The sequence below is a fragment of the Ammoniphilus resinae genome, from assembly GCF_017873965.1.
Classification (GTDB): Bacteria; Bacillota; Bacilli; order Aneurinibacillales; family RAOX-1; genus Ammoniphilus_A; species Ammoniphilus_A resinae.
Map to the genome: position 1 here is coordinate 148,774 of NZ_JAGGKT010000001.1, position 14,966 is coordinate 163,739.

Below are 14,966 nucleotides of genomic sequence, written 5' to 3' on the forward strand. Positions count from 1 at the left end.
TTATTATATAAAATAGTAAATTATTACCAGATCAGGAAAAACGGCTTGTACAAAAAAGGGAACCGTTTGCCGTTCCCCTCGATACGTATGTCGACCGTAGATCCCTTATTCATCGAAAAGAAGGCAAGTTTGGGCGTCAAGCGGACAGAGATTCCGTTCACCATTCAGGGATAAAATCCTCTGCTTTTTACGTGAAAAACGGAACCGGTGTCCGCGATCCCTCAGGAAAAGTGGAGTTTTGATTCAATAGGGAACCAGTGTCCGCTTGCTTCTATTGCCGGACCGTGGATCCCTTATTCGCCAAAGAAAGACCAATTTTGAGAGTCCACTAACAGCCACTTGTTGTCCTGACCCAATGGAATAGTGCCTAAAGGCGTGTAAAAAACACCCACCAACCACATCCTTCACTGCATTACCGCAGCAACCGGTCGTAGAATTCCTTCTGTTTTTGCAGTTGCTTCTTTTGATTAAATTTGGCTTCTATCCTTTTGCGGGCGTTGAATCCCCATTCTTGCCATTTCTGTGGACTAACGATCATTCGTTCCATAGCGGCCGCCAATTCTTTCTTCTTCCGTTCCCGAACTAGAAGTCCGGTGACTCCATTCTTCATGATCTCGGGGATTCCGGCATGCCGGGTTGCGATACAGGGCATCCCGGTAGCCATGGCTTCCTTTAGCGTATTGGGGATCCCTTCTTCATTGCCTTCCTTGTCCGTGCAACTGGGTGCACAAAAGATGTGTGCGCTTTGATAGACTTGTTGAATCTTCTGATAATCAACCCAGGATAAAAGCTTAACCTGTCTTTCGAGTCCATGCTTTTTAATCTTTTTGCGATATTTTTTCTCGTATTCCCCTTGACCAATTAGTGTGAGCATCGTATTGCTATACTTGGCATGGACCTTGGCAAAGGCATCAATCAAATCACCAAACCCTTTTTTTTCGACAAACCGGCCAACAGCGAGAAAATGAACGGGGCCTTCTTTAGGAAAAATCCGGGGGGTGTATTGAAAGCGTGATAAATCCACACCGCCATACATCACCTTAATTTTATTCTTGGGACAGCCCAGTTTGATGATCTTGTTTTTTAGGTGGTGACACACCGGTAAAAAAAGATCCGCCGTTTTGAACACCTTTTTGAGTATTTTTAAATGTTTCTTTTTCCTCGGATAGGAGGTGGCATCCTTACCGCGAAAACCTACTATGAGTGGCAAGCGATGCTTTTTTTTCAGAAACAGAAGCTTATTTGCCAAGGTGGCATGATGGACATGAACAGCTTTAATGTTGTATTTTTTTATGACTTTCTGCGGTTCAGATACCAGTTGTTCAAATGAACAAAGCTGGTTGTTATAGGGGGCATTTTTCCACTTTTTCTTCGGTTCACGGGTCAGAAGAATACCCTTGTAAGGGTCGACCCGGAAGATTTGTGGAGTTACATGCCCATCGTCTAATGACCACTTATAGTGGAGAATACGCGGGCGGCTTGGATTCATTCCGATCCCATCCTTTATAGTTTTATCTACCGTACTTGCGATCAAGCCTCCTAATTTTTTTCTTCTTCCACCTATAAACGGAACGGATATTGTTTTTAATTCGACGATGATACTTTCGGATTTTGCGAGGACTTCTTTTTTTCTTATAGCGGTTATATTTTACTAACGGTTTGCGCTGACAATGGCCCAAGTAAAATTTGGCTAGACGCAGCCACATATCCCAATCCTGAGAATATCGATATTTTCTATTAAATCGTCCCACCCTTTGAAAACAACGGTGGTGAACGACAACCGTGGAAGTACGGATGGTGAACTTCCTGCGGTATAAACTGTGGCGGAAACGGTTTAGGCTTTTATAGGAACGGGGTTTTTTCAACTTTCTTTTTCTCTTGTGACCGACCGGAATATCGTAATACCAGCTATAGAGAAATTTACAGTTGGGATGTTTGCGGAGATAGCGTTTATTATGCTTGAGCTTGTGGCGTAAAAATACGTCATCGGAATCGAGAAAAGCGATATAATTTCCCCTAGCGTGCTGAATCCCTTTGTTACGCGCTGCAGAGGGCCCTGACTTGGTTTGATAGAAATAGCGAACCTTGGAGCCAAAATTTCTGCGTATTTTTCTCTTTGTTCCATCCTTTGAACCATCATCGACAACGATAATCTCAAAGTCCTTACAGGATTGTCTTAGGACACTTCTAATGGCCCGGGATACTCTTTTTCTACGGTTGTGGGTAGGGATGACCACGCTGAAAAAGGGCTGCCTTTTCTTTTTCTTCTGTCTTTGTACCCCTTTTGTTTCTTGCACTTCAAATCCCTCCCTTCCTTGATCGTGGATTCTATGAAGAAGCATACTTACCTTAACTTATGCACGTGGACTAGCTTGCTGCTTATACTGTACGAAAAAATAGGTTTTGGCCCTTATCCGTTGTGGAATGGTTAGATGCCTATACAAAAGTATTCATTCGTCCATAACCTATATAGGAGTAGTATAAATAGCTATAATCTTTCGGAAAGAAGGAATGACAGTTGAAAAAAAAAGTTGCTTTTCTTCGCTCCAAATATCTCCCTCCTTCAGAAACCTTCATTTACGAAGAATTAAAAAATATCCGCAAGTTTAAACCAATTGTCTTTTGCAGGAAAAGGATGAACCTGCGACGGTTCCCCTATAAACCGATCCGCAGATTACCTAAGAGTCCGAAAAAAACCGCGAGATTATGGAAGAAGATGAAGATCCGGTTGATCCATGCCCGGTTTGGGACGATGGGTGTCAAAGTGATGAAGGCTAAGAAAATTGCAAAGCTCCCGATGATTACCTCGTTTCATGGGTTCGATCTTCCTCATCCGCGCAGTAATCGCAAGAGCTACCAACGCAAGCTCCGACGCTTATTCCGGGTAGGTGAAAAATTTACGGTACCATCTCGCCATGCAAAAAGACGCTTAATCAAGTGGGGATGTCCTGCGCGAAAAATCAAAATCATGTACAGCGGCATTGACATGAAGAAATTTAAGCTCAGCAGAAGAAGTTTAAGGAAAAAACGAGTACGGATCATCACTGTTGGCCGGCTTCATAGGAAGAAGGGAATGGAGTATCTAATCAAAGCCTTCCGCAAGGTTCATAAGAAGCATCCAAGTGCAAAGCTCGTAATAATTGGAAGTGGATCGGAACGCTTGCGATTAAAACGCATGGTTAAAAAGTGGAAACTGAAAAAACATGTTCAGTTTAAAGGAAACTTGCCCCATAAGAAGGTAGCGAAGGAATTAAGAAAAGCAGATATCTTCTGTTTACCAAGCGTGACTGCAAAGAATGGAAACCAGGAAGGGATTCCGAACGCCATCAAGGAAGCGATGGCAACCGGATTGCCAGTTGTCAGTACAAGGCATGGGGGCATTCCCGAACTGGTTACGAATGGAAAAGAAGGATTCCTGGTACCTGAACGATCTGTGAAACAACTGAGTAAGAAACTCAATCACCTCATCACACATCCCCAGCTACGAATTAAAATGGGGAAAAAAGGACGTAGGAAGGTAGAGCGGTTCTTTAATTCCAAAAAACAGGTTCGGATTTTAGAAGCTCTCTATAAATCTGTCCTAAAAAAGAGAGGGAAATAGAATGAAGAATAAACGTGCTCTTGTGACAGTTGTGATCCCGACGTATAACAGGGCGAGATTTTTGCCAAGAGCAATAAAAAGTATTTTGAAGCAAAAATCGAAAAGATGGAAGCTATTGATCATTGATGACGGCTCGAAGGATAAAACAAGGAAGGTTGTTCGGCGTTTTCAGAAAAAGAGTTCAAAGATACGATACGTTCGTTTCAAGAAGAATCACGGGGTTTCCTATGCTTTGAGAAAAGCCTTATCAATGGTAGATACAAAATATTTTGCCCAGCTTGACGCGGATGACTGGTATGAGAAGAACACCATTAGAGAATGCTTGAAAGCCATGAGGAAATCTAGTGGAAGAGTAGCTATGGTATATGGAAATGAAAAGGTTTGGAAAATGAAAAAAGGGAAGCCTCGCTACCAGAAGACGAAGAAAAAGAAGCAGTTTAAAGGGAAATATGATTTTATCACTTATCATCCGATGATCTATCCGCGGTTCTATCGAAAGAGCGCACTGGTCAGTGTAGGAGGATGGTCTACAAAAGTACCATACAAGGGACGTTTTGCTGAAGATCGACAGATCCTACTGAAGCTAGCAGGACGCTATAAATTCAAGTGGATTAATAAACCTTTATACAACCGCCTGCGCCATTCCAAGAACAATTCCCGTACGGCAAACAATAAAAAATATGCAAAAGTAACAAGACATTTGTACAAAAGCGCGCTTAAACGCTGGGGGAATAAATATAAGCCGGTTTTCAAGCGGGTGAACGGACGCTTGAAAGTAGGAAGATTGAAAAAACGCAAAAAAAGACGTTAAAAAAGGGGCAAGTGCCCCTTTTTTTAGGTTAATTCACGGATCGAATGCTTGACTCATCTTGCTTTAACTGTGGACTGCTTTCCTTAAATAGAATTTTCAACATCGGTGGTGTGACAAGCGTAGTAACAAGAACGACAATTATTAAAATCGTAAACATGTCAGGGGCGATCAATCCTCTTTCCAGGCCCATGGCGGCTAAGATGAGGGCCACTTCACCACGAGAAACCATTCCTGCTCCTACACGAATCGAGCTCTTCCATTCATAACCAGCTAATTTTGCTCCAAGTCCTGCACCAATCAGTTTTGTAAGAATGGCTAGAACACTAAGGCCAATTAATAATCCGAGATGTTCTCCTACCCCAGCGACCTGGGTATTAAAGCCGATTGCCACGAAGAAGATCGGGACAAAAATCGAGTAAGCAACGACTTCCACTTTTTCCATCGCCATGTGGCCGTATGAAGTTGCACCAATACCAATTCCTGCAAGGTAAGCACCAATAATCGCGGCTACGCCTGTTGATTCTGCGAAATAAGCGAAAAAGAAGCATATGATGACGGCTGCTCCCACACCTGCTTGAGGAACCTTCATATTGGACAGCTTTTCCATTACCCAAGGGATTACCTTCCAAGCGGCCACGATCGCAATAGCAAAGAACGCAACCTTTTGCAAGATGACCATTCCTACACTGATTTCACCGCCCATAAAGCTCATAAGGACAGCCAGCAAGACAATGACGACGATGTCGTCGAGCACCGCTGCACCGAGGATGGCCATGCCTTCTTTCGATTTTAGCTGGTTCATTTCGCGCAGGGCTTGAACGGAAATACTCACACTTGTCGCAGTTAACACCAATCCAAAGAACATCGATTCAAACATGCCTAAACCGAGCAGAACTCCAGAATAATAACCGCCGACTAAGGGGAGAATGATTCCGCCGAACCCAACGTACGTGGATGCTTTGGCACTCTTTTTAAATTCACCCAAATCCGTTTCCAACCCAGCAATAAACATGAGAAGAATGACTCCGATATTACTCAGTTCTTTTATGATCTCTGAATTCTCCACAAGCCCGAGCATCGCTGGACCAATGACAATCCCGACAACCAATTGTCCAAGGACAGATGGCTGCCCTAAACGTACACTTAAATCTCCCGCCAACTTTGCTGCAATTAAGATAATCGCTAATTGTAAAATTAACACTGATTTCTCACTCCCCCTAGGTTATATCTTTAAATGTGGAACAGATAGACTCGTTTTTTGTTCGACGTCAGACTGTGGGCTAATCACGGGTTGCGGTTCTTGAAAGTTCTTTCCAATCATCCAAGAGATGACGGAAACGAGTAAAATCAATACAATCCCAACAATCGATGTTCGTTTTTTCCAACTGCGAATCCGCCCGACAAACTCTTTTTCACCGGTTTCGGAAGGGAAGGGTTCACGATGATTGAGTGTGGACTGCCAGTTATCATTTTGCAAAAGCTCTTGTTTAACTAGTTGACATACTTCGCACTTGCCCAAATGTTCGTTTACATACTCTTCTGTATGCGCTTTCAATGCTCCATCAACGTATAAAGGAAGCAAATCTTGAACAATTTCACATTGTTTCTTCATGGTATATCACCTCATTTTGGTATAAATCCTTAAATTTTTGTTTCGCCCGATGCAACAGGACTTTAGTTGTTTGTGGGGTTTTGCCTAAGATTTGTGCAATCTCGGCGTGGGACAAACCTTCCATCTCTTTTAGAATAAGAACATCCCGATAGTCGTCTGGCATTTGCCCGAGGATGGTTTGAATCTCGCTTCTAGCTTGTTTTTGTTGGGAAATGCGTTGGGGATTAAGGGTTTCATCTCCACAAAGCTCAATGTCTGCCGATGCAAATACGCTTTTATCCCGAGCCCAGGTGCGGGCTTTGTTTCGGTATACATTTCTGGCGATTTGCAAAAGCCACGTTTTTAGGGAACATTTTCCTTGAAAGCGGTGAATGGATTTCACTGCCTGGAAAAATGTTTCCTGTGTGAACTCTTCACTATCTGTAACCGAGCCGGTCACCTTAAAGAAGTAAGCGTATACAATTGAGTGGTGATTTCGATAAAAATCGGTAAGATCCTCATATAATGATTGGCGCTGATGGTTTCCCTTCCAAAAAGAATCTAGAATCCCCAAGAGAACGTCCCCCCTTCTCCCCCTTCGCTTATGTAGTAACAAAAAGAAGAAAAAGGTTACACTAAAAAACAAAAAAACCTTTAGGAATTTTTTCCTAAAGGTTTCATCAGGTTTATTTAATGGAAAACTTATAATGCAATCCAGGAACAATCAGGACAGCATGTTCTAAATGAAGGGCAAAGGGCTTTTTCATATCCTGATAAAAAGGGATATCGGTTATCCGGTGTTCGTCTGTTTGAAAGTCGATGTTTGGTTCCTTACTCCAGTGTTTGGCATTTTGGTCGATGATATTGAAACTGAGTTCATATAGACCCACATCGGTGATCGAATCGAGCTGCTGGTAATGAATTTTAATTCGGTCACTCGTCAATTCCGCTTTTTCTATGAAAAAGCGAATTCCATTGATCTCAACTTCTTTATTAATCAAGGTTTCCCCTTGATCCTGCAGAGGAACCTGTAGTTCTTTTGGCTTAAAAAAGACAGCTAAATTGGGCAACTCTACCCCGATTATCTCTGTATCTTTTCGAACACCATCCAAAACCCAGGTTTCGACGTTTTCCGAATGGCCCACAGAGCTGGAGTTTTCCTGTCGTTTGATGACTTCATTATTGGTTAGATCCATTGCAATGAGGTGGTTCGGCCAATAAATGTCTTCCTGAACGTAGTCGATATTGGGATTATTCCAAAAGTATTTATACGTAAGTGTACTTTCTTCTTCGCCAAAGCTCTTCTTCAAAAACTTGAACTGTACGCCTGATTTTTGAAAAATGGCCTCTTTCGGTGGGGAAAGGGAAATGAGATCGTTATCAAGTTGAATTAATTCTTGATCCTTCTCTAATTGCTCTTCCTCGGCGGCTTCCTGACCCAAAATCCAGCTACTAATTGAAAAAATGCCCATCACGACAATAACAGCAGCAATGAGAAGGAGTCCGAGTCTTTTCAAGCGGACTATAAAGGTTGGATTTTCATTTGGCATAGTAAAAGTAGTATCATTGGACAGAGGCGATTCAAGAGGCGGGTAATCTAGCATGGCCCCCTCTTTTAAACTTGTTATTTGTTCTTTGCATTCTTTACAAGTTTGTAAATGCTTTTTAATCAATTGTTTTGTTTCAACGCTCACCATATCATCTATATATAAAGGAAGAAGATCCTTAATTAGCTGGTGTTTTTGATCCATTATATAGTCACACTCCAATAGCATTATCTTACCATAAGCCTAAGATGAAGAAAAAGACGAAGCTTCTGGATTTTCAAAAGAAATGTGAAACCGAGGGAAAAAGAAAATGATGTCATTAACCCATATGAAAAAAAGGCTTGAACAACTTGAAGAACAATTTATATGGAAGGAACGGGGGACCATTCTGTCTGTCCAGCAGGCGATGAAAAGAGAAGGTGCGCTGCGGGTGGCCATTCAGAGTATTTCTACCTGGATGTATCAAATACAAAAGCAAGAAGCGAAGGAGCATGAATTATATCAGAAGGCAAAAGAGGTAAAGGAGCAATTAAAGGAAAAAATGCTGCAAACCTCTGCCATCATATTGCGCTCGATCAATGAGGAATACCACACCTCATATACCCTAGAAGAAATCCTGGAAGATCAAGAATGGTATTACCATGTGCATGGACTGTTGAAAACAATCGAAAAGAGCGGGAAAATTGACCGGCTTTTTCAAAAATTGTTAACCGATGTGATTCCGCCACATCCGCAAATGGAATACCCGTTGGCAAGAAAGATGACTCGGACCTTCTATCTTCATGTGGGACCGACGAATTCTGGAAAAACGCATCAGGCCATTGAAGCCCTGAAAAAAAGCCGGAAAGGCATTTACCTTTCCCCGTTGCGCTTGCTCGCCTTAGAAATTTATGAACGATTAAACGAGGATGGAGTGCCTTGCCATCTCGTAACAGGTGAAGAAGAACTGCGTTCACTTGGGGCCCATCATATTTCCTGTACGATTGAAAAGGCCTCCTTTGACCAGTCGTATGATGTCGCGGTGATTGACGAGGCGCAAATGATTGGCGATCCGCAACGAGGGTCTGCTTGGACGCGAGCGATTCTGGGCATTCTCGCAGTGGAAGTGCATGTTTGCTGTTCTTTAAACGCTCTGCCCTTGCTTAAAAAGCTAATCACCGATTGCGGAGACCCATTAATTGTCGAGTATCATGAGCGGCAAACCCCATTGCTTTTTCAGGACGAGCCGTTTCATTATCCTAATGATGTGAGAGCAGGGGATGCTTTGATCGTATTTTCCAGGAAGAAGGCCCTTCAGGTAGCAGCGGATCTTGGTCAACAAAACCGAAAAGCAAGTGTGATCTATGGCAATCTTCCCCCGGAAACGAGGAGGAAACAGGTTCGTCTTTTCTTGCAAAAAGAAACGGATGTCGTGGTTTCCACAGATGCCATTGGGATGGGAATGAATCTTCCCATTCAACGGGTGGTATTTTTGGAAGCTGAGAAATTCGATGGAAATGGAATTCGCGAATTAACGCCGCAAGAGGTCAAGCAAATTTCTGGACGAGCGGGGCGCAAAGGGATTTATGAAGAGGGATACGTAAACTCACTGAAAGCAAAAAAAAGAATGGAAAAGAAACTGCACATGAACGATACCCCCTTACAAACAGCATATATTGCCCCCCAGGAGGAAACGATTTTATGTCTTCCTTTCGGATCCTTACAGGAGAGGTTAATGGCCTGGGTGCGCTATGAAATTCCTGTACCCTATTTTAAAAAAGCAGACATATCTGAGCTGCTTGAGCTTCTTCAGATTGCAAGGAAATACGAAGCCATCCTGCCCATTGATGTGATGTACAAGGCGGTAACGATTCCCTTTGACTATACAGAAAAGGAATTGTTAAGTCAGTGGTTTTTGTATTTGGACTGCTGGAAGTTAAATAAAGACCGGTTGCCCAAACCGAAACGCAGGAGACAGGATTTATCAGGATTGGAAGTCTATTACCGGGCGATAGGATTGTATTATTCTTTCTCGCGAACTTTCGGGCTTTCCTACGATGTGAATTGGGTAAGAAGGGAGAGGGAAAAAACAGCCGAGGACATTCATCAGCTGCTGCAAATCCAGCGCAGTACAGTAAAGGTGAAATAGTCATTCCGAAGACCTTGTATATTCCATCCACCTCTGTAAAAAATAAGCAGTAGGATGAAAGGGGTGTACATATGGTCTTTTGGATCTCCGTAGCAATCGTTCTACTTTTTGTCATCTGGGGAGCCTTGATGCCGGAAAGTTTCAGTGATGCTGCAAATGCAGCACTGGAGTTTACGACTTCAAGTTTTGGCTGGTTATATTTAATGGCCACCTTTGGTTTTTTAATTTTTGCGATTTACCTGGCGTTCAGCAAGTATGGCAAGATCGTGTTAGGTACGGATGATGATGAACCGGAGTATTCTAATGTGTCGTGGTTTGCGATGCTTTTCAGTGCGGGGATGGGAATTGGCCTCGTCTTCTGGGGAGTATCCGAACCCATTTTTCATTATCTGACACCACCGATAGGGGAAGGTCAAACACCTGAAGCGGCAAGTATGGCCTTAAGATACGCTTTTTTCCACTGGGGACTGCATCCTTGGGGAGTTTATGCGATTATTGCTCTGGCCTTGGCGTATTTTCAATATCGAAAAGGCTTAAAAGGATTAATTAGCCACACGTTCTATCCCTTGCTAGGCGAGAGAGTGCATGGACCGGTCGGTAAAACGATAGATGTCCTGGCGATTATTGCAACCGTTTTTGGGGTGGCAACTTCCTTAGGGCTTGGAACCTTGCAAATTAATGGTGGTTTAAACCATTTATTTGGGATATCCAGTTCGATTTTCATACAAATCATGATTATTTTAGTGGTCACTGTGCTTTATATGTTATCGGCCACAACCGGGCTTGACAAGGGGATTAAGATCCTCAGCAATACCAATTTACTTATTGCCTTGGGATTACTCCTCTTTGCTTTGCTTCTAGGTCCGACTTCTTTTATCATTGATTCATTTACTTTAACGCTTGGCGGTTATTTGCAAAATTTAATCTCCATGAGCTTACGTCTGACACCTTTCACACAGAACCCTTGGATTGGCAGCTGGACCCTCTTTTATTGGGCATGGTGGATCGCCTGGGCTCCTTTTGTCGGAATGTTCATTGCCCGTGTTTCCAAAGGACGTACAATCAAGGAGTTTATCATCGGTGTATTGCTGGTGCCGAGTCTATTTAGTTTTTTATGGTTCTCCGTTTTTGGCGGTTTAGCCCTTCATCAAGAAATGTTTGAAGGAAGAAATATCGCCGCTGTCGTTGAACAGGATGTTACTTCCGCTTTATTTATTACCTTAGAAAATCTGCCTTTGGGCGTTATTGTTGCGGCACTTGCAACATTACTCATTATTACTTTTTTCATTACCTCGGCGGATTCAGCGACTTTTGTTCTTGGGATGCTTTCCTCTGAAGGTGATCTAAATCCAACGAATAAGGTGAAGCTTACTTGGGGGGTATTACAATCCTCCATTGCGATTGTTCTATTGCTTAGTGGCGGCTTGCAGGCTTTGCAGACCGCATCAATTATTACAGCCATGCCCTTCGCGATCATTATGGCCTTGATGTGTGTTTCGATTCTTAAATCGCTGCGGGAGGAAGCGCGACTAGAGCGAAGAAAAGAGAGAAAAAGGAGGAGGAAGATAGACCAATTACTTCTTGAAAGCGAGGAATAGGTTTGTTCAAAAGGGCTGGCATGATGGACCTCTTTTGAAGAAGGTTTACTTTGTGCGCCAAGGTGAATTATAATGTTTAGGTAAATATTACCAGTTAGTCAAGGAGGAGTTCGATGACTGTTCGGTTTGATTATACAAATGCCTTGCCATTTCTGGGGAAAGAGGAAATCGATAACCTGAAAGCAGATATTTTACTTGCTCACGATAAATTACATAAAAAAACAGGGGCCGGAAAGGATTATTTGGGCTGGGTGGACTTACCCTTACATTATGATCGAGAGGAATTTGCACGGGTGAAAGAAGCTGCGAAGCGAATCCAAAGCGATTCCCAGGCCCTTGTCGTGATCGGGATTGGGGGATCCTATTTGGGGGCAAGAGCGGCGATTGAGATGCTTTCTCCTGCCTACTATAATCAGGGGGGCAGAAAGGTTCCGGAAATCTATTTTGCCGGCAACAGCGTCAGTGCCCCCTATCTGTCACGGCTATTAGAACTGCTTGAAGGGAAAGATCTCTCTGTCAATGTGATTTCCAAGTCTGGAACAACAACGGAGCCTGCTTTAGCCTTCCGATTTTTCCGTGAGCTGTTGGAAAAGAAATATGGCAAGGAAGGCGCGAAGAAGCGAATTTATGCTACCACCGACAGGGAACAAGGGGCCTTAAAAAAGCTAGCTGATCGGGAAGGATACGAGACCTTTGTGATCCCCGATGATGTTGGGGGAAGGTACTCGGTTTTAACCGCTGTTGGGTTATTGCCAATCGCAGTGAGTGGCGCGAATATTGATGAGATCATGAGAGGCGCAGCTGACGCTTGCCAAACCTACAACCAGCCGGATGTCCATGCAAATGAGTGTTACCAGTATGCTGCTGTACGAAATATTCTATATCGTAAAGGAAAAACCACGGAGATCTTGGTGAACTATGAACCTTCCATGCATTACGTCGCGGAATGGTGGAAACAATTGTTTGGTGAAAGTGAAGGGAAAGACCACCGAGGGCTTCTGCCTGCGTCCCTCGATTTCTCTACCGATCTTCATTCCATGGGGCAATATGTGCAGGACGGGCGGAGAAATTTGATTGAAACGGTCTTATGGATTGAAAAGCCGCAGGTTGATCTGACCATTCAGGAGGATCCGGAAAATATTGATGGACTGAATTTCTTAGCCGGAAAAACGCTGGATTTTGTAAACAAGAAGGCTTTTGAAGGGACCATGCTTGCGCATGTGGATGGCGAAGTGCCTAACATGGTCGTCTATCTTGATCAGATTACGGAATACACGTATGGACAAATGGTCTACTTTTTTGAGAAAGCGTGTGGAATCAGCGGCTATCTCCTAGGCGTGAATCCGTTTAATCAGCCCGGAGTGGAAGCTTATAAAAAGAATATGTTTGCTTTGCTTGGCAAACCTGGGTTTGAGGAAGAAAAAGCAGAGCTTGAAAAACGGTTAAAAGGCTGACTTCCTTATTTTGGGGTCAGCTTTTTTGCGAATACAGGTAGAGGTCTGTCCGCTTTGGCCTAAGCGGACCTCAGATCCCTTATTTGTAAAAATCCCCCCAAATTTGAGGTCCACCCGGACCCAGGAGTCGCTATTTCCCCCTTTTGGGTCAGATCCGCATGAATTTAAGGTGAATAAGGTCCGCTGAGTCCGCCTCACCTTTTTGTAGATGCAAAAATCTCCGGGGAAGTCCCGGTCCAGCTAATCTCCTCATAGAATAAAAAGAAAACGATAAAAGTGAGGGCCGAAATGAATCGATTTGAGCAGAGTAAGAAGGTGATTCTAAGTCACCAAGATGTTTCTGGTGCGTTCATCGCCTCTCCAACTTTTGATCATTATAAATATGGATGGCTACGGGATGGGACTTTTACCGCTTACAGTATGGATCTTGCGGGTGAGCAACACTCGGCAGAAAGATTCTATCGTTGGGCTGCCCGAACCATTGAGCAGTATCGGACAAAAGCCGAACAGGCCATTCAAATCCCTTCCCGCGATCACCTTCTTCATGCAAGATATACAGTAGACGGTTACGAGGTTGAGGGAGAATGGGGAACGTATCAGCTTGATGGATATGGAACATGGCTATGGGGACTGAATCAGCATATTTCAAAATGGCAGAATGAAACGATGAAAAATGAGCTTTTCCCAACAGCAAATCTGATCACTGATTACCTGTTGAACACGTGGTCCCTTCCTAACTTTGACTGTTGGGAAGAAAATGGGGAAATGGTTCATCCATCAACGATTGCCGCTGTTTATGGTGGGTTACAGGCCATCAAATATTGGTTTGACGATCAACGAAAACAACGTATAGAAAAAGAATTACGTCGGATGAAAAATTACGTTCTTGAGCATTGTGTAAAAAACAATGCCATATGCAAAAGCAATCAAATCGATCAACCAGATGCCAGCCTGCTATGGCTTCATTTTCCTTTTCAGATGTTTGATCCACAAGACCCCATTTTCCAACAAACAGTGACGAACATTGAAAGTCAGCTTCTAACCGTGGGCGGGGTTCACCGTTATCCGAAAGATGTGTATTATGGCGGTGGACAATGGATTCTTTTAACTGCCTGGCTAGGATGTCATTACGCGGAAACAAGGCAACTCCAAAAGGCCAAAGAATTACTGAAATGGGTGGAGGCTCAATTCACGGATGAAGGGTACTTGCCGGAGCAAGTCACGTATCATTTATTAGCACCGGATCATTACGCAGAATGGATCAAAAAGTGGGGAAGTCCAGCTTGTCCTTTACTTTGGTCACATGCTATGCATATCATATTATTAGAACGACTCGAAAAGGCAAAGAAAAAGGAAGAGCAGTAAGCACAGAAAGGAAATGGCCTGATGTTTGATCCAACGGTATATGAAAATTTAAAAGTAGTGCTGGAAGGTGCTGTTTATGATCTAGACCTAGCAGGGATGATCCATGTGAGCAATCGAGTGGATCGAATTGACCTTTCTACCATGTCTCGCTTCTATTCCATCCAATTTCGTGAGGCAGAATCCCTGGCATCTGAAGGGACAGCCGAGATTTGCTTAAGTGCTACGATGCAGGACTTAGCTGCAGAGATTATTGATGAAGATAGCACAGCTGCCGGCTGTCTGCTAACCATTCATTTCACCCGAAAGATGATGGATGTAGAAAGGGAATGCCTGAAGATCCAGCAAATATTGGGGAAAATATGGGAAGGACGGCCGGAGATTTCGCAGGAAATCTCTTTTCAATATGGAGTCACACCAACTCTATATACCAACCGGATAACCCTGAATTTCGGCCGGACGATCAATGAAACGCAAATTGAAGATATGCCTGATTTGATTGATCACACCTTTTTTTCCTTACAACAGTTAAATCAAATGTGAATGGGGGCCCAAGCCCCCATACTAGTTGTGGATGATTTGTTCAATTTGCTTAATGCGTACCCGAATTAACATCTCTTTTAGAATCAAAGAGATGATATCCTGATCCGTTTGAGACGCAAAAAGGTTTTTTTGGACAGCTTTTAATTCACTTTCAAGTTTTGGAATACTGTTTATGTAAATAATGTCGTCAAGATTCATAGGCATACCCCTTTTTTCCGCTACTTTATGTATATTTATGTTTTCAACATCAAAAGAAAGATTCCTTCTAAAATCTACTTGGTAAATGATTCAAATCAACCTATCTGAATTCCTGATCTATTCAATCATTTCG

The 14,966-nt window shown here is 43.1% G+C and carries 14 protein-coding genes; 7 read left to right on the forward strand and 7 right to left on the reverse strand.

What is annotated here, in order from left to right:
* Positions 1 to 412 precede the first annotated feature (412 nt).
* Positions 413 to 1,534 carry a glycosyltransferase gene (locus J2Z37_RS00720; protein ID WP_209807938.1) on the reverse strand — a complete coding sequence of 374 codons (1,122 nt, stop codon included), beginning with the start codon at positions 1,532 to 1,534 and terminating at the stop codon, positions 413 to 415.
* Positions 1,512 to 2,297: a glycosyltransferase gene (locus J2Z37_RS00725; RefSeq protein WP_209807939.1), complete on the reverse strand. Its 786-nt coding sequence runs from the start codon at positions 2,295 to 2,297 to the stop codon at positions 1,512 to 1,514. The genes J2Z37_RS00720 and J2Z37_RS00725 overlap by 23 nt, the downstream gene beginning before the upstream one ends.
* 221 nt (positions 2,298 to 2,518) lie before the next feature.
* On the opposite strand from J2Z37_RS00725, the gene J2Z37_RS00730 reads away from it, so the two are divergent.
* Both J2Z37_RS00730 and J2Z37_RS00735 read left to right on the forward strand, forming a co-directional pair.
* Positions 2,519 to 3,601 carry a glycosyltransferase gene (locus tag J2Z37_RS00730; protein WP_209807942.1) on the forward strand — a complete coding sequence of 361 codons (1,083 nt, stop codon included), beginning with the start codon at positions 2,519 to 2,521 and terminating at the stop codon, positions 3,599 to 3,601.
* Between the two features lies 1 nt (position 3,602).
* Positions 3,603 to 4,412 carry a glycosyltransferase family 2 protein gene (locus J2Z37_RS00735; RefSeq protein ID WP_209807944.1) on the forward strand — a complete coding sequence of 270 codons (810 nt, stop codon included), beginning with the start codon at positions 3,603 to 3,605 and terminating at the stop codon, positions 4,410 to 4,412.
* Between the two features lie 28 nt (positions 4,413 to 4,440).
* Here the strand turns inward: J2Z37_RS00735 and J2Z37_RS00740 are convergent, their stop codons facing one another.
* From J2Z37_RS00740 to J2Z37_RS00755, 4 genes are all read right to left on the reverse strand, one after another.
* Positions 4,441 to 5,613 carry a cation:proton antiporter gene (locus tag J2Z37_RS00740; RefSeq protein ID WP_209807946.1) on the reverse strand — a complete coding sequence of 391 codons (1,173 nt, stop codon included), beginning with the start codon at positions 5,611 to 5,613 and terminating at the stop codon, positions 4,441 to 4,443.
* Between the two features lie 21 nt (positions 5,614 to 5,634).
* Complete coding sequence (locus tag J2Z37_RS00745; RefSeq protein WP_209807947.1) at positions 5,635 to 6,024, reverse strand: zf-HC2 domain-containing protein; 390 nt, start codon at positions 6,022 to 6,024, stop codon at positions 5,635 to 5,637.
* Positions 6,008 to 6,577, reverse strand: coding sequence for an RNA polymerase sigma factor (locus J2Z37_RS00750; protein WP_209807948.1), 570 nt, complete (start codon positions 6,575 to 6,577; stop codon positions 6,008 to 6,010). Before J2Z37_RS00750 ends, J2Z37_RS00745 begins: the two co-directional genes overlap by 17 nt.
* Positions 6,578 to 6,689: 112 nt before the next feature.
* A complete protein-coding gene (locus tag J2Z37_RS00755) occupies positions 6,690 to 7,754 on the reverse strand; it encodes a zf-HC2 domain-containing protein (RefSeq protein WP_209807949.1) in 1,065 nt (354 codons plus the stop codon).
* Positions 7,755 to 7,878: 124 nt separating this feature from the next.
* Here J2Z37_RS00755 and J2Z37_RS00760 point away from each other — a divergent pair, with 124 nt between their 5' ends.
* The 5 genes from J2Z37_RS00760 to J2Z37_RS00780 all read left to right on the forward strand — a co-directional run bounded on the left by J2Z37_RS00760 (position 7,879) and on the right by J2Z37_RS00780 (position 14,635).
* Complete coding sequence (locus J2Z37_RS00760; RefSeq protein WP_209807950.1) at positions 7,879 to 9,678, forward strand: helicase-related protein; 1,800 nt, start codon at positions 7,879 to 7,881, stop codon at positions 9,676 to 9,678.
* Between the two features lie 71 nt (positions 9,679 to 9,749).
* Complete coding sequence (locus J2Z37_RS00765; RefSeq protein ID WP_209807951.1) at positions 9,750 to 11,276, forward strand: glycine betaine uptake BCCT transporter; 1,527 nt, start codon at positions 9,750 to 9,752, stop codon at positions 11,274 to 11,276.
* Between the two features lie 113 nt (positions 11,277 to 11,389).
* Complete coding sequence (locus J2Z37_RS00770; protein ID WP_209807952.1) at positions 11,390 to 12,730, forward strand: glucose-6-phosphate isomerase; 1,341 nt, start codon at positions 11,390 to 11,392, stop codon at positions 12,728 to 12,730.
* Between the two features lie 288 nt (positions 12,731 to 13,018).
* A complete protein-coding gene (locus J2Z37_RS00775) occupies positions 13,019 to 14,095 on the forward strand; it encodes a glycoside hydrolase family 15 protein (protein ID WP_209807953.1) in 1,077 nt (358 codons plus the stop codon).
* Positions 14,096 to 14,116: 21 nt separating this feature from the next.
* On the forward strand, positions 14,117 to 14,635 hold the full coding sequence (locus J2Z37_RS00780; RefSeq protein ID WP_209807954.1) for a hypothetical protein: 519 nt from the start codon (positions 14,117 to 14,119) through the stop codon (positions 14,633 to 14,635).
* A 21-nt stretch (positions 14,636 to 14,656) separates the two neighbouring features.
* Here the strand turns inward: J2Z37_RS00780 and J2Z37_RS00785 are convergent, their stop codons facing one another.
* Entirely contained in the window at positions 14,657 to 14,833 is a 177-nt protein-coding gene (locus J2Z37_RS00785) for a hypothetical protein (RefSeq protein WP_209807956.1), read from the reverse strand.
* Between the last annotated feature and the right edge of the window lie 133 nt (positions 14,834 to 14,966).